Source organism: Streptomyces sp. NPDC029139 (genome assembly GCF_055564335.1).
On sequence record NZ_JBVHWN010000007.1, the window covers coordinates 230,553 to 250,444 of the forward strand.

Annotated in this window: 12 protein-coding genes, 1 tRNA gene and 1 pseudogene; 7 read left to right on the forward strand and 7 right to left on the reverse strand. The window is 72.4% G+C overall.

Features of this window, described 5'->3' with window-relative positions; all coding sequences use genetic code 11:
- Positions 1–14 precede the first annotated feature (14 nt).
- The 3 genes and pseudogenes from glmU to ACZ4VW_RS18680 form a co-directional block, all read right to left on the reverse strand.
- A complete protein-coding gene (glmU, locus tag ACZ4VW_RS18670) occupies positions 15–1,460 on the reverse strand; it encodes a bifunctional UDP-N-acetylglucosamine diphosphorylase/glucosamine-1-phosphate N-acetyltransferase GlmU (protein WP_467963604.1) in 1,446 nt (481 codons plus the stop codon).
- A 109-nt stretch (positions 1,461–1,569) separates the two neighbouring features.
- Positions 1,570–1,640, reverse strand: a tRNA-Gln gene (locus tag ACZ4VW_RS18675).
- An 11-nt stretch (positions 1,641–1,651) separates the two neighbouring features.
- A pseudogene (locus tag ACZ4VW_RS18680) lies at positions 1,652–2,525 on the reverse strand (hypothetical protein).
- A 155-nt stretch (positions 2,526–2,680) separates the two neighbouring features.
- On the opposite strand from ACZ4VW_RS18680, the gene ACZ4VW_RS18685 reads away from it, so the two are divergent.
- Positions 2,681–4,006 carry a sensor histidine kinase gene (locus ACZ4VW_RS18685; RefSeq protein ID WP_467963605.1) on the forward strand — a complete coding sequence of 442 codons (1,326 nt, stop codon included), beginning with the start codon at positions 2,681–2,683 and terminating at the stop codon, positions 4,004–4,006.
- A 12-nt stretch (positions 4,007–4,018) separates the two neighbouring features.
- Here the strand turns inward: ACZ4VW_RS18685 and ACZ4VW_RS18690 are convergent, their stop codons facing one another.
- Both ACZ4VW_RS18690 and ACZ4VW_RS18695 read right to left on the reverse strand, forming a co-directional pair.
- The gene (locus ACZ4VW_RS18690) at positions 4,019–4,510 is read right to left on the reverse strand and encodes an SUKH-3 domain-containing protein (RefSeq protein ID WP_467963607.1); all 492 of its coding nucleotides are present in this window, start codon (positions 4,508–4,510) and stop codon (positions 4,019–4,021) included.
- 10 nt (positions 4,511–4,520) lie between these two features.
- The gene (locus tag ACZ4VW_RS18695; RefSeq protein WP_467963609.1) at positions 4,521–5,030 is read right to left on the reverse strand and encodes a YwqJ-related putative deaminase; all 510 of its coding nucleotides are present in this window, start codon (positions 5,028–5,030) and stop codon (positions 4,521–4,523) included.
- Between the two features lie 244 nt (positions 5,031–5,274).
- Here ACZ4VW_RS18695 and ACZ4VW_RS18700 point away from each other — a divergent pair, with 244 nt between their 5' ends.
- The 3 genes from ACZ4VW_RS18700 (at position 5,275) to ACZ4VW_RS18710 (ending at position 10,020) form a co-directional block, all read left to right on the forward strand.
- The gene (locus ACZ4VW_RS18700) at positions 5,275–6,270 is read left to right on the forward strand and encodes an SMI1/KNR4 family protein (RefSeq protein WP_467963610.1); all 996 of its coding nucleotides are present in this window, start codon (positions 5,275–5,277) and stop codon (positions 6,268–6,270) included.
- 7 nt (positions 6,271–6,277) lie between these two features.
- Positions 6,278–8,947 (forward strand): SUKH-4 family immunity protein, encoded by a 2,670-nt coding sequence (locus ACZ4VW_RS18705; RefSeq protein ID WP_467963612.1) that lies wholly within the window; start codon positions 6,278–6,280, stop codon positions 8,945–8,947.
- Between the two features lie 158 nt (positions 8,948–9,105).
- Positions 9,106–10,020: a cellulose-binding protein gene (locus ACZ4VW_RS18710; protein ID WP_467963614.1), complete on the forward strand. Its 915-nt coding sequence runs from the start codon at positions 9,106–9,108 to the stop codon at positions 10,018–10,020.
- 46 nt (positions 10,021–10,066) lie between these two features.
- On the opposite strand, the gene ACZ4VW_RS18715 is transcribed toward ACZ4VW_RS18710, so the two are convergent.
- Positions 10,067–11,572 (reverse strand): MFS transporter, encoded by a 1,506-nt coding sequence (locus tag ACZ4VW_RS18715; RefSeq protein ID WP_467963616.1) that lies wholly within the window; start codon positions 11,570–11,572, stop codon positions 10,067–10,069.
- 337 nt (positions 11,573–11,909) lie between these two features.
- On the opposite strand from ACZ4VW_RS18715, the gene ACZ4VW_RS18720 reads away from it, so the two are divergent.
- The 3 genes from ACZ4VW_RS18720 (at position 11,910) to mfd (ending at position 19,063) form a co-directional block, all read left to right on the forward strand.
- On the forward strand, positions 11,910–12,698 hold the full coding sequence (locus ACZ4VW_RS18720; protein ID WP_467963618.1) for an ABC transporter ATP-binding protein: 789 nt from the start codon (positions 11,910–11,912) through the stop codon (positions 12,696–12,698).
- Entirely contained in the window at positions 12,695–15,268 is a 2,574-nt protein-coding gene (locus ACZ4VW_RS18725; protein WP_467963620.1) for an ABC transporter permease, read from the forward strand. Before ACZ4VW_RS18720 ends, ACZ4VW_RS18725 begins: the two co-directional genes overlap by 4 nt.
- 240 nt (positions 15,269–15,508) lie before the next feature.
- Positions 15,509–19,063 carry a transcription-repair coupling factor gene (mfd, locus tag ACZ4VW_RS18730; RefSeq protein ID WP_467963622.1) on the forward strand — a complete coding sequence of 1,185 codons (3,555 nt, stop codon included), beginning with the start codon at positions 15,509–15,511 and terminating at the stop codon, positions 19,061–19,063.
- 205 nt (positions 19,064–19,268) lie between these two features.
- On the opposite strand, the gene ACZ4VW_RS18735 is transcribed toward mfd, so the two are convergent.
- Positions 19,269–19,859 carry a TetR/AcrR family transcriptional regulator gene (locus tag ACZ4VW_RS18735; RefSeq protein ID WP_467963624.1) on the reverse strand — a complete coding sequence of 197 codons (591 nt, stop codon included), beginning with the start codon at positions 19,857–19,859 and terminating at the stop codon, positions 19,269–19,271.
- Between the last annotated feature and the right edge of the window lie 33 nt (positions 19,860–19,892).

Sequence of the window (19,892 nt, forward strand, 5' to 3'; positions counted from 1 at the left end):
GCACCTGTTTCCGGTCAGCTCGCGCCGGAGGACTCCTCCGAGGCCGCCTGAGCAGCCTGCGCCGCGGCACTCCCGGGCCGCTTCCGCGCCACCCAACCCTCGATATTCCGCTGCTGGCCGCGGGCCACGGCGAGCGAACCGGCCGGTACGTCCTTGGTGATGACGGACCCGGCGGCCGTGTACGCGCCGTCCCCGATGGTGATGGGTGCCACAAACATGTTGTCCGACCCGGTCCGGCAGTGGGACCCGATCGTGGTGTGGTGCTTCGCCTCGCCGTCGTAGTTCACGAAGACGCTGGCTGCGCCGATGTTCGTGTGCTCACCGATCGTGGCGTCGCCCACGTAGGAGAGGTGCGGGACCTTGGTGCCCTCGCCGATCTTGGCGTTCTTCATCTCCACGTACGTCCCCGCCTTGGCCTTCGGGCCGAGATGGGTGCCCGGACGCAGATACGCGAACGGACCCACGGACGCGCTCTCGCCGATCACGGCGGAATCGGCGACCGTGTTGTCCACCCGGGCGCCCTTGCCGACCGTGGTGTCCTTCAGGCGCGTGTTCGGGCCGACCTCGGCGTCCTCACCGATGTGGGTCGTGCCGAACAGCTGCGTACCGGGGTGGACGACGGAGTCCGGCTCGAAGGTCACCGTGACGTCGACGAGGACGGAGGAGGGGTCGACGACCGTGACGCCGGCCATCATCGCCCGCTCCAGGAGGCGCTGATTGAGCAGGGCGCGGGCCTCGGCGAGCTGGACACGGTTGTTGATGCCGAGGATCTCCCGGTGGTCACCGGCGACGGACGCGCCGACACGGTGACCGGCCTCGCGGAGGATCGACAGCACGTCGGTGAGGTACTCCTCGCCCTGGCTGTTGTCGGTGCGCACCTTGCCGAGCGCGTCGGCGAGCAGCCGGCCGTCGAACGCGAACACCCCGGAGTTGATCTCCCGGATCGCGCGCTGCTCGTCCGTCGCGTCCTTGTGCTCGACGATCGCGGTCACGGCGCCCGAGGCGTCCCGGACGATCCGGCCGTAGCCGGTGGAGTCCGGCACCTCGGCGGTCAGCACGGTGACGGCGTTGCCGTCGGCGGCGTGCGTGGCGGCGAGCGCCTTCAGGGTCTCCCCGGAGAGCAGCGGGGTGTCGCCGCAGACCACGACCACGGTGCCGTCGGGGGCCTGCCCCAGCTCCTCGAGGCCCATGCGGACGGCGTGACCGGTGCCGTTCTGCTCGTGCTGCACGGCGGTACGGGTCCCGGCGTAGTGCGCGTCGAGATGCGCGGTGACCTGCTCCCGGGCGTGCCCGACGATCACGACGAGCTGCTCGGGCTCCAGCTCGCGCGCGGCGGAGACGACGTGTCCGACGAGGGACCGTCCGGCGATCTCGTGCAGGACCTTGGGGGTCTTGGACTTCATGCGGGTGCCCTCACCCGCTGCGAGGACGACGACGGCGGCCGGGCGATTGGCGCTCACGGGAATGCCCTTCGGCTTCGGGTGGTGGACAACCGCAGGATACCGGGGGGTTTCGGGGCGGAAACGAGTGCGGGTCCTGACCAGGGAGGTCAGGACCCGAACCGAACGGCTCCCAGGGAAGGAATCGAACCCTCATTCAATGGACCAAAACCATTTGTCCTGCCATTAGACGACCTGGGAAGGTCTGCCCTTTATGTCCGACTCTCTCGATCGGCCGAGTGGGCAGCCCCTACTATGCCGCACCACCAGCCCTCGACGCGACGGTAGAGCTCCGCGCTTCGGTGAACTTGGATCACCAGGCAGCCTCGGTACTCCTCTCCGGTGTTCTGCCGGTTGGTTTTCGGGTTGTGCCTCTTGAGCGAGGTCTTGTTGAAGGACGAGGCGTCCGCACCGACCAGTTCGGCCCAGAATCGTTCGGCCGCGCCGACGTCGGCGGTTTCGTGGATGTGGACGTAGAAGCGCACCCGCTCCCTCTCGACCCCGATGAGGCGGAGCCAGTCCAGGAAGAGCTTGATCATGTCCGGGTCGCTGTTGACGAACGTGATGCGTTCCTGCCGTCGATGCGGCTTGGACTTCGTGCCTTCGGCCCAGTAGAGCGCGACGCCCAGGAGGAACAGCTCGCGGTCGGTCACGGAGCCGATCTCGTGCGCGGCCTCCCGCTTGGTCCGCCGGCGCTCCTCCTCACGGCGTTGCAGCGTGGCCGCCCACCCCTTACGGGCGATCGCCGACGCCTCCTCGCGGGTGCGCGTCCGCTCCGGCTTCGGAAGGTCGCGTACCCACAGCGAGATCGAGCTCTTCGAGCAGCCCAGCTCGACCTGGATCTGGTCGTAGGTCATGCCCTCGAGGCGGAGTTCCCGGGCTCTCTCCCGTAGGGCGTCCTTGGCCCTCGGGCGCTTCGTCCAGTCCGGTGGGGGTTCTCCCTTCACCAGGCGGTTGAGAAGGTCGTTGTTGTCGATCTTCAGTCGGTCCCGGATCCGGGCGCAGGCTGAGGCCCTCTCGGCGTAACGCGATCGCCTGTTCGCGCAGGGACTCGAAGTCCGCGTACTTGTGGGTGGCGGATGTCATACGAACACCATCGTCCGGATGGTGAACGTCCGGGTCGAAAGCGTGGGCGATTCAGTAGTTCGAGGGACGGGTGTGTGTACGTGGTTGACGTGCGCCGTCCGCGGGCCGCGGCCGTCTCCGGAAAATGACTCGCGCCCGCCCGTAGGCTGGTCCGCATGACCACAACGGGGGCGCACCAGGACGCGGCGGGTTCCGTCGCGCCGGGCTGGTGGTGGTGGGGGAGACGGCGCAGTGCGGTGCTCGACGGCGGGCTCGCCGTCGTGTCGGCGCTGGAGTGCGGGCTGGAAGGGGTCGCCTTCGCCGGTGAGGCGGGGCTGCCCGTTCCCCTGGGGGTGCTGTTCGGGCTGGTCGTCGGGACGGTGCTGCTGGTGCGGCGCCGGTGGCCGATCGTCGTCGTGCTCGTCTCGATCGCCGTCACGCCCGCCGAGATGGGCTTTCTGATGGGGATCGTCGGGCTCTACACGCTCGCCGCCTCCGAGGTGCCCCGCCGGATCACGGCCGCGCTGGCCGGAATGTCGACGGTCGCCGTCTTCCTGGTGACCGTGGTGCGGCTGCGCCAGGACGTCGCGCAGGCCGATGTCGACCAGCGGGAATTCGATCCCAGCGGCTGGTACGTCCCTCTCGTCTCGCTCTTCATGACGCTCGGCCTCAACGCGCCCCCTGTTCTCTTCGGCCTGTACATAGGGGCACGGCGCCGGCTCATGGAGAGCCTGCGGGAGCGGGCAGACAGTCTGGAGGCGGAGCTGTCGCTGCTCGCCGACCGGGCCGAGCAGCGGGCGCAGTGGGCGCGGCAGGAGGAGCGGACGCGGATCGCGCGGGAGATGCACGACGTGGTCGCCCACCGGGTGTCGTTGATGGTGGTGCACGCGGCGGCGCTGCAGGCGGTCGCGTTGAAGGATCCGCAGAAGGCGGTGAAGAACGCGGCGCTGGTCGGGGACATGGGCCGGCAGGCGCTGACGGAGCTGCGTCAGATGCTCGGTGTGCTGCGGGAGGACGTGGCGCCGGTCCCGGCCGCTCCGGTGCCGTTGGCCGCGGTCGGCCGGGCGGCGGCGGCCGCCGCCGAGGCCGCCTCGGAGGACGGTCCGTGTCTGGACGCGCTGGAGGACCTGGTCGAGCAGTCCCGGCAGGCCGGGGTGGTCGTCGAGCTGACCGTGCTGGGTGAGGTGCGGGCGTACGCGGCGGAGGTCGAGCGGACCGCGTACCGCGTGGTCCAGGAGGCGCTGACCAACGTGCACAAGCACGCGGCCGGCGCGAAGGTCGTCGTGCGCCTCGCCCATCGGGACGGGGAGGTGGCGATGCAGGTGGAGAACGGTCCGTCGGACGCGGGTGCGGCCGACGCGCACCTGCCGAGCGGTGGCAACGGTCTGGTGGGCATGCGGGAGCGGGTGACCCGGCTGGGCGGCGTGTTCGTGTCGGGTCCGACGGACGCGGGTGGTTTCCGGGTGTCGGCGGTGTTGCCGGTGGGGGAGCGGGCGGCGTAGGCCGGGCCGGGCTCAGCCCGTGATCAGCCGGGCCGGCTGCGTCCCCGTGATCAGCGTCGAGAGTGCCGCGTCGATGTCCTGGCCGAGGTACCAGTCCCCGGTGTGGTCCAGGCTGTAGACCCGGCCCTCCAGGTCGATGGCGAGGACCGCCTGGTGGTCGCCCTCCTCGCCGAGCGGGGCGATCTCGGTGTCGAGCGCGCGCCCCAGGTCCGCGAGGGTGCGGGCCAGGTGCAGGCCGGCCAGCGGGTCGAAGCGTACGGTCGCGGGGGCGATCTGGCGGCCGCCGCCCGGCGCGGTGACGCGCAGGCCGCCGAACTCCGCCCATGCCTCGACGGCCGCGGGGAAGACGCTGTGCCGGTGGCCGCCGGGGGAGACGTGGGCGCGCAGGGTGTCGGCCCACTGCTCGGCGAGTTTGATGTCCCAGCGGCCCGGTTGCCATCCGGCCTCGCGGAGTGCGGCGTCGATGTTGACCGGGAATCGGGTGGTGCTCAGGTGGTCGGGCATGAAGGTGCGGTCAGCCGTTCTCGACAGTCGAGGTGGGGTCGACGGTGCGGACGCCGAAGTGGGCGAGCATCGCCGTACAGGAGCGGCAGGGGGCGGCGTAACTGCCGTGCAGCGGGTCGCCGTCCTCGCGGATGCGGCGCGCGGTCAGTTTGGCGTGCTTGAGCGAGCGGCGGGCCTCGCTGTGGGTGAGCGGCTTGCGCTGGGCGCGCTTGGAGCGGCCGGTCTCGGCGGCCGTGAGGTGGCGGGAGAGCAGGATCGCCTCGGGGCAGCGGCCGGTGAACCGCTCGCGCTGTCCGCTGGTGAGGGTGTCCAGGAAGTCCTGGACGAGGGCGTGCAGGACCGGCGGCTGGTCGCCGCGGCCCGCGGTGCAGGTGAGGGTCTCGCCGCGGACGGAGAGGGCGGCGCCGACGGTGGGGAGGATGCCGTCGCGGCGGAAGCGCAGTAACGGGGCGCGGCTGGGCTCGGTGCTGCTCCAGTTGAGGCGTGGGTCACCCTGCGTGGGCGTCGGTGCTGCGTACATGGTGCGATTCTTCCCCTCCTGCAATCCCCCGAGTTGCGGGAACAGAGTGCCAAATGGGACGCCTCATGTGGAAGCGGGGTACGCAAACGGGGTGTCGGTGTGTCGGAACTATCGCCGGTGCGTCATCCGGTCGTGACACTTGGTCACGGACGGTGGTCATGGCCGTATCGGGCCGGGTGGTGGGCTTGTGGCAGCGCATAGGCTGTGCGGAATCAGCCAGTAGCCAGCGCAGGGGGCAACCGCCATGACGACAGGTCGGCTCGGGCAGCATGCCGCGCCACCGAACGCGGCTTACGCCGGGCAGGTCGTGCACTTCCCGGACCCGGTCCGCGCTTCCCGGCACCCCAGAGGGGTGCGGGTGGACGAACGGGGCTATCCGGACTTCTCGCCGTACGCCCGGGCGGCGGCGGAGATTGCCGATCCGCCCGAGGGCTTCGGCGTCGACGAGCTGCGGCTGACGGACTACGTGTCGGCGAACGCGGCGCTGGCCGCGACCGGCCATGAGTTGTGGGACACGATTCCCCCGGTGGCCACTCCGCACGGCTGGACCTGGCACCACGTGGCGGGCGGCCGGCGGATGGAGCTCGTACCGGTCGAGGTGAAGGCGTTGCTGCGTCACCACGGCGGGGTGACGACGGCCGCCGTCGACCACGCCAAGCGGGGTACGCGCCCGCTGCAGGAGACCCGGCCGGCGCACTTCGGGCTGCCGAAGGGCCTGGTGTCAGTGTCCGAGCAGCAGCTGCTCGGTGTCGAGGAGGACCTGGGGTACCGCCTGCCGGGCGCGTACCGCTCCTTCCTGAAGGCGGCGGGCGGTTGCGCGCCGGTGGGCGCGGCGCTCGACGCGGAGCTCGGCCTGCTGGTGGACCAGCCGTTCTTCACGGTGCGCGAGGAGGCGGGGGTCAACGACCTCGTCTACGTCAACAAGTGTCTGCGGGACCACCTGACGAAGGACTACCTGGGCGTCGCGTTCGTCCAGGGCGGGATTCTCGCGGTGAAGGTGAAGGGCGAGGCCATCGGGTCGGTGTGGTTCTGCGCGTACGACGACGCGCGGGACGTCAGCGACGCGGTCGGGTGGTCCGTGAACGAGCGGGTGGAGCGGTTGCTGCTTCCGTGCGGCGAGGACTTCGACGCGTTCCTGCAGCGCCTCGCCGGCAATCCGCCGGAGCTGGAGACGGTGGCGAACCTGATGGTGGACGGTGGCTTCGCGCGCGCCGTGCCCGTGGTCCCGGTAGGGGAGTGAACTGGCTGTGGTGACGTTCGCGCAGGCGCAGGAGCGCGCCGAGGAATGGATCAACGGTGACGTGCCGGCGTACCAGCAACGTGAGGTGCGGGTACGGGAGTTCGAGCTGGGCTTCGTCGTGTGGGCGGAGGACCGTGAGGAGGGTCCGACCTCGGACGGCGGCCGGCAGCGGCTGGTCATCGCGCGGGACAGCGGCGAGGCGACGCTGTGGCCCGGGCTGCCGGTGGGTGAGGTGATCCGCCGGTACGAGGAGGAGTACGGGACCTCCGGCGAGGCCGACGCGGGGGCCGCGGCGCCCGCGCCGCCGGAGCGGGTCGATCTGAACGCGACGTCGTTCCTGCTGAGCCCGCCGGAGTGGCTGCAGGACGCGGCGGACAAGCTGGGCCTGCCGCCGGCCCCGTCGAAGGGCCCGGACGCCTCGCGGGCGGACGGGGGTTCGTCGTCTCCGGAGGCGACGGGTGAGGCGACGGGTGAGGTGTCGGACGCGCCGGTGGATGCGCCGGTGGATGCGCCGGGCGCGGTGCCGGATGCGGTGACGGACGTGCCGGCGGGTACGCCGTCGGGTGCCGGCGTCGGCGTCGGCGCCGGTGCCGGTGCGGGTGCTTCGGCGGGCCGTCCGGTCGACTACGAGCCGACGGCGTCGGACGGGGTGCCGGCGAGCAGCCCGTGGGTGGACGCGAACGCGAGCTCGGGAGGGGCGGAGGGTCTGGTGCCGCTCCCGGCGACGGTCTTCGCCCCGCCGCTCTCGGGTGCGGACGACGAGGACACGCCGCCCCCGGTGGTGGGCGCGGACGCCCCGACGGCCCTGATGGCGGCCGGCAGCGCGCTCCCGCCGACGGCGATCGCCCCGGCCCTCGACCCCCACGCCCCGCCGCCCGGTGGCTCGATCGGTGGCCCGGCCGCTCCGGCGGCCCCGGGCGCTCCCGGCTCTTCTTCCGGTGGGCCTTCGGCTCCGGGCGCTCCCGGCTCTGCTCCCGGTTCTCCCGGTGGTCCGGCGTCCGTCGGTTCTTCCGGTGGACCCGGTGTACCCCCGGCGCCCGGCGCGCCCGGCGGGTCCGGTGCCTCGGGGGCCGTGTCCATGCCCGCCGCGCCCACGCCTCCCCCCGCTCCGGGGGCCGGGGCCCGGGACATCGCGGACGCCGCCACCAGTAAGGCCGCACTGTCGCCGCGCGGCCCGCGGTCGACCGGGGGAAACCCTCCTCCGCCGCCGCAGGCGCCGGGGGTTCCCGGTGCGCCCGCGGGCGGATACGTACCGACGCAGATGGTGGCGCAGCTCGGGCCCGACGGGCCAAAGCCGCCCGGGCCTCCCGGCCCGCCCACGCCTCCGCAGCCGGTGCACCAGGCCGCGACCATGCTCGCGCACCCGAGCCAGGGCGGGCCCGGCTCACCGCCGCCCCCGCCCGCGCCGCCGGGCATGCCCGGTGGTTCCGACGGTGCCGGTGTGGCGCACGCGGCGACGATGCTCGCCCACCCCGGACCCCAGGGCATCGCCCCGCCCGGGCCGCCCGGTGCTCCGGGAGCCCCCGGTGCGCCCGGCGCTCCGGGGACGCCGCCCGGTGGGGTGCACCACGCGGCGACGATGCTCGCGCAGCCCGGTCCGGGCGGTCCGCCCGCCCCGCCGGTGCCGCCGCCGTCCGCGCCGGGCGCCCCGCTCGGCGCGCCCACGCCGCCGCCCGCGTACGGGTACCCGCAGCAGCCCCCCGGTCAGCCGACCGTCGGCCCCGGCTACCAGGCCGTGCTGCGCTACCGCGCGCCCGACGGTTCCGAGGCGCAGATCATCCGGCGGTCCGCTCCCGGCACCCCGCACCCCGAGTGGCAGATCCTGCACGAGCTGCGCGCCATGAACGTGCCGCCGCAGCAGGTCCTCGAACTGCACACGGAGCTGGAGTCCTGCGAGCTGCCGGGCGGTTACTGCGCCCGGATGATCCGGGAGACCTGGCCGCAGGCGCGGATCACCAACATCGCGCCGTACGGCAGGGATCACGCGGGCCGGCAGCAGGGAATGCGCCAACTTCTCACGCACCAGGGCGAGTTGCATCAGGTCGCGGACGGTCCGGCCCGGCCGGCGCCGATCCGTGCCCCGCTGCCGCCGGTGCAGCCGGCGCCGCCGATCCCCCCGGAGGGTGTCGCGCAGGAGCTGGCGGGTGCCTTCGGCCCCGGCATCTGCCGGTTCGACCAGCGGGCGGTGTCCCGCCAGGGTGTGCCGGAGGTCGTGGCGCTGACCCTCGTATGGGCGGGTCTGCCGGCCGATTTCGGGCCGTTCTTCTGGGCCCAGCCGGCTCATCCGGTGGTTCCGACGCTGGCCGAACTCGCGGCCCAGCGGCAGGTGCAGCCGGCGGCGGACGCGGGCTCGTACCTCGTGATCGGCTCGGACTTCGGTCGCGCGATCTGCGTCCAGTACGGGACCGCGCACATCGTCGCCGTACCGGTCGAGGCCGGGCCGGGCGGGCAGCCGGTACCGCCGCAGTTCGTCAACAGCGGGCTGCCGGAGTTCACCCGGTCCATGGCGCTGCTCGGCCGGATGTGGCGGCTGCGGTTCGGGCTCAACCCGGAGCAGGCGGGCCGCTGGACGGTCGACTTCCAGGCGCAGCTGGCGATGCTGGACCCGGCGGCGCTGGCGTCGCCGGACAACTGGTGGTCGGTGCTTCTGGAACAGATGTGGGACGGACTGCTCTAGTGCCCCGCTAGTCCGTACCGGTCCGTACCCTTCCGCACCGGTCCGTTCGTGACCGAAGGCGCCCGACGTGTACCTCATGTCGGGCGCCTTTTGTCGTGTCTGATGGTGCCTTATGTCGCATCCTTGGCTTGTGAGCCATTACGGAAGGGGCGTCACGGATGGGTTTCTCCGTCGGACGGGGCCGCGGTTACCGCCCCGAACAGGTCGACCGTCATCTCGCCGCGCTGTCCGGGCAACGCGACGCCGCGTGGGAGCGGGTGGCGCGGCTGGCCGTCCTCGTGAAGGAGAAGCAGGCGGAGGCGGCGCGGCTGCGCACGGTGGTCGCCGGGCTGGCCCCGCAGCGGTACGAGTCCCTGGGCGATCGGGCCCGGAAGATCCTGGAGCTGGCCGAGCAGGAGGAGCAGGCGCTCGTGACCGCGGCCGAGGCGGCGGCCCAGCGCCTCGTCGCACAGGCGGAGTCGGCGGCGGCGCGGACGGTCGAGGCGGCGCGGGCGTCCGCGGACGGCGTCCGGGCCGAGGCGGAGTCCGCGGCCGGGGAGATCCTGCGGAAGGCCGACGGTGAGGCCGAGGCGATCCGCGCCCACGCCCGCCGCGCGGCCGAGGGGGAGCGCGGCGCCGCGCAGGAGGACTTCGAGGAGGCCACCCGCCGGTCGGCGGCGCTGCTGGCGGCCCAGAAGCAGGAGCAGGCGGCCGTACGGGCGGAGGAGGAGCGGGCCGCGAAGGCCCGGGCGGCCGCACTGGACGCCCGCCACGAGGAGCTCGTCACCTCCGCGGAGGCCCGCCTGGCCGAGGCCCGGCGCGCCCTCACGCAGACGGAGGAGCAGGCCCGCCACGGCCAGGAGGACGCGGAGGCCCGGGCCGCCGAAATCCTCGCGGAGGCCCGGCTGCACGAGGAGCGCACCGCACGCGAGACGGAGCGCATCCTGCGGGAGCACGAGGAGGCACGGGAGGAGATCCACGCCCGCGTGAACCACATCCGCACCGCCCTGGCGACCCTCACCGGCCGCCCGGACCCGGACCCGGACCCGGAGCCGGAGGACAAGGGCGGGGAGGAGGGTGGCGAGCGAGACTGAGCGCCCCGCGGGCCGAGCCGCGCCCCGGAAGCTTCGCCTGGAAGCCTCACGCCTCGGCGGGCCGATCCTCCTCCGTCAGGACCGGGAAGCGGCGCGGGGCCAGGACCAGCAGGACGAGGAGGGCCAGGGCCGCCGCCCCCGCCGCGCCCAGGTAGACGTAGTCGACGGCCGTGTCGATCGCGCGGCGCAGGGTGTCGTCCGCGTGGTCCAGCCGGGAGCCCAGGCCGTCCAGGTCCTGGCCGCCGCCGAGGCGGGCCGCCAGGACGGCGTTGGCGATCGCGCCGAACAGGGCCGCGCCCACGCTCTGGCCGACCTGGCGGCAGAAGAGGACGGACGCGGTCGTCGTACCGCGCTCCTCGTACGGGACCGTCGACTGGACCCCGACGATCAGCGGGAGCTGGAAGAAGCCGAGCGCGCCGCCGAGCAGCAGCATGAGCAGGGCCGGCTGCCAGGGTTCGCCGGGGAACGGCAGGAAGGGGAAGGCGAGCAGGACGAGGAGGGCGAGGGTGATGCCGACGATCGCGGTGAGGCGGAAGCCGATGCGGTTGTACACCCGGTTGGAGAGGGCCGCGGTGACCGGCCAGCTGAGGGTCATCGCGGAGAGGACGAAGCCGGCGGCCGTCGATCCGAGGCCGAGCACGGCCTGGGCGTAGGTGGGCAGGAAGACGGTCGGGGCGACCATGACCAGGCCGAGCGCGCCGAGGGCCAGGTTGACCGCGGCGATCGTGCGGCGGCGCCAGATCCAGCCGGGGATGACCGGTTCGGCGGCCCGGCGCTCCACGAGGACGGTCACCCCGGCGAGGAGGAGCGCGCCGCCGAAGAGACCGAGGGAGGGCGCGGACAGCCAGGGCCAGGCGACGCCGCCCTGGACGAGCGCGGTGAGCAGCAGGGCCCCGGTGGCGAAGACGGCGACCGCTCCCGCCCAGTCGACGGACACCTTCCGGCGCGCCGCTCTCGGCGGCTCCACCAGGTATCGCCCGACCAGCCACAGCGCCACCAGCCCCACCGGCAGGTTGATCAGGAAGATCCAGCGCCAGTCCGCGTACCCCGCGAGGAGTCCGCCCGCCGCGGGCCCCGCGACGGAGGCCGTCGCCCAGACCGAGGAGAGCTTGGCCTGGATCTTCGGGCGTTCCTCGAGCGGGTACAGGTCGGCCGCGATCGTCTGGATCGTGCCCTGGAGCGCGCCGCCGCCCAGGCCCTGGACCACCCGGAACGCGATCAGCGATCCCATGTTCCAGGCGGCCGCGCACAGCAGGGAGCCGATGAGGAAGAGGACCGTCCCGGCGATCAGGACCGGCTTGCGGCCGAAGGTGTCGCAGAGCTTCCCGTACACGGGCAGCGTCACGGTCACGGCGAGCAGATAGCCGGAGAACAGCCAGGAGAAGACCGACAGACCGCCGAGGTCGCCGACGATCTGCGGCACGGCGGTGGAGACGACGGTGCCGTCGAGCGCGGTCAGGCCCATCACGAGCATGAGCGCGGCGACGACGGGGCCGCGTCCGCGCGCCGTGGTGGCCGGTGGCGCGCTGCGCCGTGTCGTCGTCTCGGGCACCCCGGAACCCCTCTCTCCGTCCCTCGACGCGGGCCCCCACCTGTCCGCCACGGCCTGAATGCGTCGTACACCTAGTTCGTCGGGACAGCCTCTCACTCAACCGCGAGGCGGAGAACCCCTAGGGGCGCCTCCCCCATAGAGGGCAGGGGCCGCTCGTCCCGGCGGAGGACGAGATGGTCATGGTCCGGTCTTTAGCTTGGTCCTACGGAAGCCCGGGCCGGCTCGGACCTACGGAAAACCCCAGGGTGAAGTGTGCGGCCTGCACCAGCGACCCGTCGGCCCTCCCTCGCGCAGACTCGACACGAGTCGGATCCGCCCCAGACATAGGAGACATACCGTGACTTCGGCTGTGACCATCCCCAAGCACGGGAGTATTGGAGCGAGTTCCGCCGTGGCCGCGCGGGCGCGGCAGGTCGTCAAGGCGTACGGCGCGGGGGAGACGCGGGTCGTCGCGCTCGACCACGTCGACGTGGACATCGCCCGCGGGCGGTTCACCGCGATCATGGGCCCCTCGGGCTCGGGCAAGTCGACGCTGATGCACTGCCTCGCGGGTCTCGACACCGTCACCAGCGGCGAGATCTTCCTCGACGAGACCGAGATCACCGGGCTGAAGGACAAGAAGCTCACCCAGCTCCGCCGGGACCGGATCGGCTTCATCTTCCAGGCGTTCAACCTGCTGCCGACCCTGAACGCGCTCGAGAACATCACGCTGCCCATGGACATCGCGGGCCGCAAGGCCGACGCCGCGTGGCTCGACCGGGTCGTGTCGACCGTCGGCCTCGCCGACCGGCTCAGACACCGCCCCGCCCAGCTCTCCGGCGGACAGCAGCAGCGCGTCGCCGTGGCCCGCGCGCTCGCCGCCCGCCCCGAGATCATCTTCGGCGACGAACCCACCGGAAACCTCGACTCCCGTGCCGGAGCCGAGGTGTTGGGCTTCCTGCGGCAGTCCGTGGACGAGCTGGGACAGACCATCGTGATGGTCACGCACGACCCCGTCGCCGCCAGTCACGCCGACCGCGTCCTCTACCTCGCCGACGGCCGGATCGTCGACGAGATGGCCCGGCCCACCGCCGAAGCCGTACTGGACCGCATGAAGGACTTCGACGCGCGCGGGCGGACGTCATGACCGTCCTCAAGACCTCGCTGCGCAACTTCCTCGCGCACAAGGGACGCATGGCGCTCTCCGCCGTCGCCGTCCTGCTCTCCGTGGCGTTCGTGAGCGGCACGCTCGTCTTCACGGACACCATGAACACCACCTTCGACAAGCTCTTCGCCTCGACGGCCTCCGACGTCACGCTCAGCCCCAGGGACGGGACGGTCGAGAGCGAGACGCCGCAGACCGGCCGCCCCGAGACCCTGCCCGCCTCCCTCGTCGACCGGGTCCGCAAGGCCGACGGTGTCAAGGACGCCCAGGGCTCGGTCGTCTCGCTGAGCGTCACCGTCGTCGACTCCCGGAACAAGAACGTCGGGCCCACCAGCGGCGCCCCGACGATCGCCGTCAACTGGGGTCCCAACGAGCTGCGTTCGGTGGACATCGCCTCCGGTCACGAGCCGCGCGGACCCACCGAGGTGATGGTCGACGCCGGCACCGCGGAGAAGCACAAGCTGAAGATCGGCGACGAGCTGCGCACCATCGCCGTCACCGGCGACTTCAAGGCCCGGATCTCCGGCATCGCCGAGTTCAAGGTGACCAACCCCGGTGCCACGGTCGTCTACTTCGACCTCGCCACCGCCCAGCGCGAACTCCTTGGCAAGGAGGGCCTGTTCACCCAGATCACGGCCGACGCCGCGCCCGGTGTCAGTGACGAGCGGCTGAAGAGCAACATCATCGCCGCCGTCGGCGGCGGGTACACGCTCCAGACCGCGGCGGAGGTGGCCGACGCGGGCCGCGAGGACGTCGCCGGCTTCCTCGACGTCATGAAGTACGCGATGCTCGGCTTCGCCGGGATCGCCTTCCTGGTCGGCATCTTCCTCATCGTCAACACCTTCTCCATGCTGGTGGCCCAGCGCACCCGCGAGATCGGTCTCCTGCGGGCCATCGGCTCCAGCCGCAAGCAGGTCAACCGCTCCGTCCTCGTCGAGGCGTTCCTGCTGGGCGTCGTCGGCTCGATCGCCGGAGTCGCGGCCGGCGTCGGACTCGCCGTCGGCCTGATGGAGCTCATGTCCTCCATGGGCATGGAGCTGTCCACCCAGGACCTCACCGTGAAGTGGACGACGCCCGCCGTCGGTCTGCTCCTCGGCATCGTCGTCACCGTCCTCGCCGCGTACATCCCGGCCCGCCGCGCCGGCAAGGTGTCCCCGATGGCGGCCCTGCGCGACGCCGGGACCCCGGCCGACGGCAGGGCGGGACGCATCCGGGGCGGGCTCGGCCTGGCGCTCACCCTGGGCGGCGGCGCCGCGCTGTGGACGGCGACCCAGGCCGAGAAGGCATCCACCGGCTCCCTCTGGCTCGGCCTCGGCGTGGTGCTCTCGCTCATCGGCTTCATCGTCGTCGGACCGCTCCTCGCGGGCGGCGTCGTCCGGGTCCTCGGCGCGGTCGTCCTGCGGGTCTTCGGCCCGGTCGGACGGATGGCCGAGCGCAACGCACTGCGCAACCCCCGTCGTACGGGTGCCACCGGCGCCGCCCTGATGATCGGGCTCGCGCTCGTCGCCTGTCTGTCGGTGGTCGGCTCGTCGATGGTCGCCTCGGCCACCGAGGAGCTGGACCGTTCGGTCGGCGCGGACTTCATCGTCCAGTCCACGAACGGTCAGCCGGTCATGCCGCAGGCGCAGGCCGCCCTGGAGAAGACGCCCGGCCTGAGCCACGTCACCGAGTACAAGTGGGTCGAGGCGACGATCACCGACCCGAAGGGCAAGGCCGTCGAGAAGGGCGTGGTCGCCGCCGACCCGACGTACGCCAAGGACCTGCGCCGGGACACCACCGCGGGCACCCTCACGAAGGCGTACGACGAGAACGCGATGTCCGTCGGCAGCGACTACGCCACCGAGCACGGCGTGAAGGTCGGCGACGAGCTGACCGTGGCCTTCCAGGGCGGCCGGAGCGCGAAGCTGAGGATCGCGGCGATCACCTCGGACGAGAACAACGTCGACAAGGGCGTGATGTACACCAGCATCACCACCGCGGCGCAGTACCTGCCCGCCGACAAGCTGCCGCAGAGCATGATCATGTTCGCGACGGCGGAGGACGGCAAGGAGACGGAGGCGTACGCGGCCCTCAAGAACTCCCTCGCCGCCTACCCGCAGTACACGGTGCAGAACCAGGCCGACTACAAGCAGGACCTGAAGGACCAGGTCGGCCAGCTCCTCAACATCGTGTACGGGCTGCTGGCGCTCGCGATCATCGTCGCCGTGCTCGGCGTGGTGAACACGCTCGCCCTGTCGGTGGTCGAGCGCACCCGGGAGATCGGCCTCATGCGGGCCATCGGCCTCTCGCGCCGCCAGCTGCGCCGCATGATCCGCCTGGAGTCGGTGGTCATCGCCCTCTTCGGCGCCCTGCTCGGACTCGCCCTGGGCATGGGCTGGGGCACGTCGGCCCAGAAGCTGCTGGCCCTGGAGGGCCTGGGGGTCCTGGAGATCCCCTGGCCGACGATCCTGACCGTCTTCGTCGGCTCGGCTTTCGTGGGCCTGTTCGCGGCGCTGGTCCCGGCGTTCCGCGCGGGCCGGATGAACGTCCTGAACGCGATCGCGACGGAGTAGCGCGGCACTGCACGCGTGCACGGCCCCCGGTGCGTCCGCCGGGGGCCGTCCGCGCGTGCGTCCGTGTCCCAGGTCGGGGGCCGGCTCTTCCGCTCCCCCGAGTGAACGCCTTCCCTCGCGCCGGTGAGCCGGCCACGTCGTAGGCTGGGACCACCCCGGCCCCGCGTCGGGACCCCCGGCCCGTGAGACGTGTCGGGCTGTTCGCGTTGCTCGCTGCCGTAACCCCCGGGATGGAAGTCCATGAGCCTGCACGGTCTGCTCGACGTCGTCGTCAAGGACGCGGCCCTCGCCGAAGCGGTGAAGGCCGCGGCGGACGGCAACCGCAGCCACGTCGATCTGGTCGGTCCGCCGGCCGCGCGGCCCTTCGCGCTGGCCGCACTCGCCCGGGACGCCGGCCGGACCGTCCTCGCCGTCACCGCGACCGGCCGGGAGGCCGAGGACCTGGCCGCCGCCCTGCGCACCCTCCTCGACCCGGACACGGTCGCCGAGTACCCCTCCTGGGAGACGCTGCCGCACGAGCGGCTCTCGCCCCGCTCCGACACCGTCGGCCGGCGCCTCGCCGTGCTGCGCCGCCTCGCGCACCCCTCCGCCGACGACCCGTCCTCCGGCCCGGTGTCCGTCGTCGTCGCGCCCGTACGGTCCGTGCTCCAGCCCCAGGTCAAGGGCCTCGGCGACCTGGAGCCGGTGGCCCTGCGCAGTGGGCAGACGGCGGACCTGAACGAGATCGTCGAGGGCCTCGCGGCCGCCGCGTACTCCCGGGTCGAGCTGGTCGAGAAGCGCGGCGAGTTCGCCGTGCGCGGCGGCATCCTGGACGTCTTCCCGCCGACCGAGGAGCACCCGCTCCGGGTCGAGTTCTGGGGCGACGACGTCGAGGAGATCCGTTACTTCAAGGTCGCCGACCAGCGCTCCCTCGAGGTCGCCGAGCACGGCCTGTGGGCGCCGCCCTGCCGCGAGCTGCTGCTGACCGATTCCGTACGCGAGAAGGCCCGGGCGCTGGCCGAGGCCCACCCCGAGCTGGGCGAACTCCTCGGCAAGATCGCGGAGGGCATCGCGGTGGAGGGCATGGAGTCCCTCGCCCCGGTCCTCGTCGACGACATGGAGCTGCTGCTCGACGTGCTGCCCAAGGGCTCCATGACGGTGGTCTGCGACCCCGAGCGGGTCCGCACCCGGGCATCCGACCTGGTGGCGACCTCGCAGGAGTTCCTGCAGGCGTCCTGGGCGGCCACCGCCGGCGGCGGCGAGGCCCCGATCGACGTCGACGCGGCCTCCCTGTGGGGGATCGCGGACGTACGGGACCGGGCACGCGAGCTCGACATGATGTGGTGGTCGGTCTCCCCGTTCGCCGCCGACGAAGAGCTGACGGGGACCTTCGCCGCCGACGCGGCGGGCGACACCCTCAAGCTCGGGATGCACGCCCCGGAGTCGTACCGCGGCGACACCGCCCGCGCGCTCGCCGACACCAAGGGCTGGCTGGCCGACGGCTGGCGCACGGTCTACGTCACGGAGGCGCACGGCCCGGCGGCCCGCACGGTCGAGGTGCTCGGCGGGGAGGGCATCGCGGCCCGCCTCGACGCCGACCTGACGGAGATCTCGCCGTCCGTCGTGCACGTGGCGTGCGGCTCGATCGACTACGGCTTCGTCGACCCGGCGCTCAAGCTCGCCGTCCTGACCGAGACCGACCTGTCCGGGCAGAAGGCGGCCGGCAAGGACGGCCGGCGCATGCCGGCCAAGCGGCGCAAGACGATCGACCCGCTGACCCTGGAGGTCGGCGACTACATCGTGCACGAGCAGCACGGCGTCGGCCGGTACATCGAGATGGTCCAGCGGACCGTCCAGGGCGCCACCCGCGAGTACCTCCTCGTCGAGTACGCGCCGGCCAAGCGCGGCCAGCCCGGTGACCGGCTCTACATCCCCACCGACCAGCTGGAGCAGGTCACCAAGTACGTCGGCGGCGAGGCACCCACCCTGCACCGGCTCGGCGGAGCCGACTGGACGAAGACCAAGGCGCGCGCGAAGAAGGCGGTCAAGGAGATCGCCGCCGACCTGATCAAGCTGTACAGCGCCCGGATGGCGGCGCCCGGCCACGCCTTCGGCCCGGACACCCCGTGGCAGCGCGAGCTGGAGGACGCCTTCCCGTACGCCGAGACGCCCGACCAGCTGTCCACCATCGCCGAGGTGAAGGAGGACATGGAGAAGACGGTTCCGATGGACCGTCTGATCTGCGGCGACGTCGGTTACGGCAAGACCGAGATCGCCGTGCGCGCCGCCTTCAAGGCCGTCCAGGACGGCAAGCAGGTCGCCGTCCTCGTACCGACGACCCTCCTCGTGCAGCAGCACTTCGGCACGTTCTCGGAGCGGTACTCCCAGTTCCCCGTCGTCACCCGCGCGCTCAGCCGCTTCCAGTCGGAGAGCGAGTCCAAGGCGACTCTGGAGGGGCTGCGGGACGGCTCCGTCGACATCGTCATCGGCACGCACCGCCTCTTCTCCTCCGAGACCAAGTTCAAGGACCTGGGCCTGGTCATCGTCGACGAGGAGCAGCGCTTCGGCGTCGAGCACAAGGAGCAGCTGAAGAAGCTGCGGGCCAACGTCGACGTCCTGACCATGTCCGCGACGCCCATCCCCCGTACGCTCGAGATGGCGGTGACGGGCATCCGCGAGATGTCGACGATCACGACTCCGCCGGAGGAGCGGCACCCGGTCCTCACCTTCGTCGGCCCGTACGAGCAGAAGCAGATCGGGGCCGCGATCCGCCGCGAACTCCTGCGCGAGGGCCAGGTCTTCTACATCCACAACCGGGTGGAGTCGATCGACCGGGCGGCCGCGAAGCTCCGCGAGATCGTCCCGGAGGCGCGGATCGCGACAGCGCACGGTCAGATGGGCGAGAGCCAGCTGGAGCAGGTGGTCGTCGACTTCTGGGAGAAGAAGTTCGACGTCCTGGTCTCGACGACGATCGTCGAGTCCGGCATCGACATCTCCAACGCCAACACGCTGATCGTCGAGCGCGGCGACAACTTCGGCCTGTCGCAGCTGCACCAGCTGCGCGGTCGGGTCGGCCGCGGCCGCGACCGCGGCTACGCGTACTTCCTGTACCCGCCGGAGAAGCCGCTGACCGAGACCGCGCACGAGCGGCTGGCGACGATCGCCCAGCACACCGAGATGGGCGCGGGCATGTACGTGGCCATGAAGGACCTGGAGATCCGCGGCGCGGGCAATCTGCTCGGCGGCGAGCAGTCCGGACACATCGCGGGCGTCGGCTTCGACCTCTACGTACGGATGGTGGGCGAGGCGGTCGCGGACTACCGGGCGCAGATGGAGGGGGGCGCCGAGGAGGAGGTCCCGCTGGAGGTCAAGATCGAGCTCCCGGTCGACGCGCACGTCCCGCACGACTACGCGCCCGGCGAGCGGCTGCGTCTGCAGGCGTACCGCGCGATCGCCTCGGCCAACACGGAGGAGGACATCAAGGCGGTACGGGAGGAGCTGACCGACCGCTACGGCAAGCTGCCCGAGCCGGTGGAGAACCTCCTCCTGGTCGCCGGCCTGCGGATGCTGGCCCGTGCCTGTGGGGTCGGGGAGATCGTGCTGCAGGGCCCGAACATCCGCTTCGCGCCGGTGGAGCTGCGCGAGTCGCAGGAGCTGCGGCTCAAGCGGCTGTACCCGCGGACGGTCATCAAGCCGGCGGTCCACCAGATCCTGGTGCCGCGGCCGACGAGCGGCAAGATCGGCGGGAAGCCCGTGGTGGGGCGTGAACTGCTCGCGTGGACGGGCGAGTTCCTGACGACGATCCTCGGGTCGTAGGGGCGGGTGGTTTCCGGGGCCGGCCGTGCGCGGCCGGCCCCGGACGGCCCTCGGGGCCGGCGGAGCGCGTCGAGGTCCGGCGCCCGGGCCGTCGCGCGGTAGCCCGCGCCGCCCTCGGCCTCGGCGGGGGCCCACCTCCCCTGGAGTACGGTCCTGTTCGCGGTCTGGGCGGTCATGCGCGTGACCGAGCGGGGAATGACTCCGGTCATTCCCCGGGGAGTCGAGGGGTGTCGTCCGCGAACAGCAGTCCCGCGAGCGTACGGAAGACCTCCTCGGGGTCCCGCTCGCCGACCGGCCCTTCGAGGTTGTGGCTGAGCAGGAGTGTCGCGAAGCCGTGCGCGAGAGACCAGGCCGCGACGCCCGCGAGGCGGGGATCGGCGCCCCGGGCGCCGCCGCCGGGCAGCCCGGCGACCCCGGCTCGGAGCTGGTCACCGGCCCGTTCCTTGGCGGCCAGGAGATGCGGGTCGTCGGGCCGGTGCAGGTCGGGCTGGAACATCACCTGGAAGTGCGCCGGGTGCTCGCCGGCGAAGCGCACGTACCGCACCCCCGCGTCCTTCAGGCCCTTCGCCTCGCCCAGCGCCTCCGCCAGCAGATCGAAGCCCTCGGTCGCGACGGCGGTCAGGAGCCCCGCTCGGTCCTTGAAGTGATGGGCCGGGGCCGCGTGGGAGACGCCCGCGCGGCGGGCCAGGTCGCGCAGGCTCAGGGCGGAGGGGCCCTCGGTGGAGATGACGTCGAGGGCGGCGGTCAGGACCGCCTGCCGCAGGTCGCCGTGGTGGTAGGTGCGCCGACTGCTCATGGCGCACAGCGTACGCCCCATCTAGGCATTGAC

What these genes read in the sequence shown, in the direction of transcription:
- ACZ4VW_RS18685 (WP_467963605.1), top strand. Translation starts at nt 2,681, where the DNA reads ATGACCACAACGGGGGCGCACCAGGACGCGGCGGGTTCCGTCGCGCCG.
- ACZ4VW_RS18690 (WP_467963607.1), bottom strand. Translation starts at nt 4,510, where the DNA reads ATGCCCGACCACCTGAGCACCACCCGATTCCCGGTCAACATCGACGCC.
- ACZ4VW_RS18695 (WP_467963609.1), bottom strand. Translation starts at nt 5,030, where the DNA reads ATGTACGCAGCACCGACGCCCACGCAGGGTGACCCACGCCTCAACTGG.
- ACZ4VW_RS18700 (WP_467963610.1), top strand. Translation starts at nt 5,275, where the DNA reads ATGACGACAGGTCGGCTCGGGCAGCATGCCGCGCCACCGAACGCGGCT.
- ACZ4VW_RS18710 (WP_467963614.1), top strand. Translation starts at nt 9,106, where the DNA reads ATGGGTTTCTCCGTCGGACGGGGCCGCGGTTACCGCCCCGAACAGGTC.
- ACZ4VW_RS18725 (WP_467963620.1), top strand. Translation starts at nt 12,695, where the DNA reads ATGACCGTCCTCAAGACCTCGCTGCGCAACTTCCTCGCGCACAAGGGA.
- mfd (WP_467963622.1), top strand. Translation starts at nt 15,509, where the DNA reads ATGAGCCTGCACGGTCTGCTCGACGTCGTCGTCAAGGACGCGGCCCTC.
- ACZ4VW_RS18735 (WP_467963624.1), bottom strand. Translation starts at nt 19,859, where the DNA reads ATGAGCAGTCGGCGCACCTACCACCACGGCGACCTGCGGCAGGCGGTC.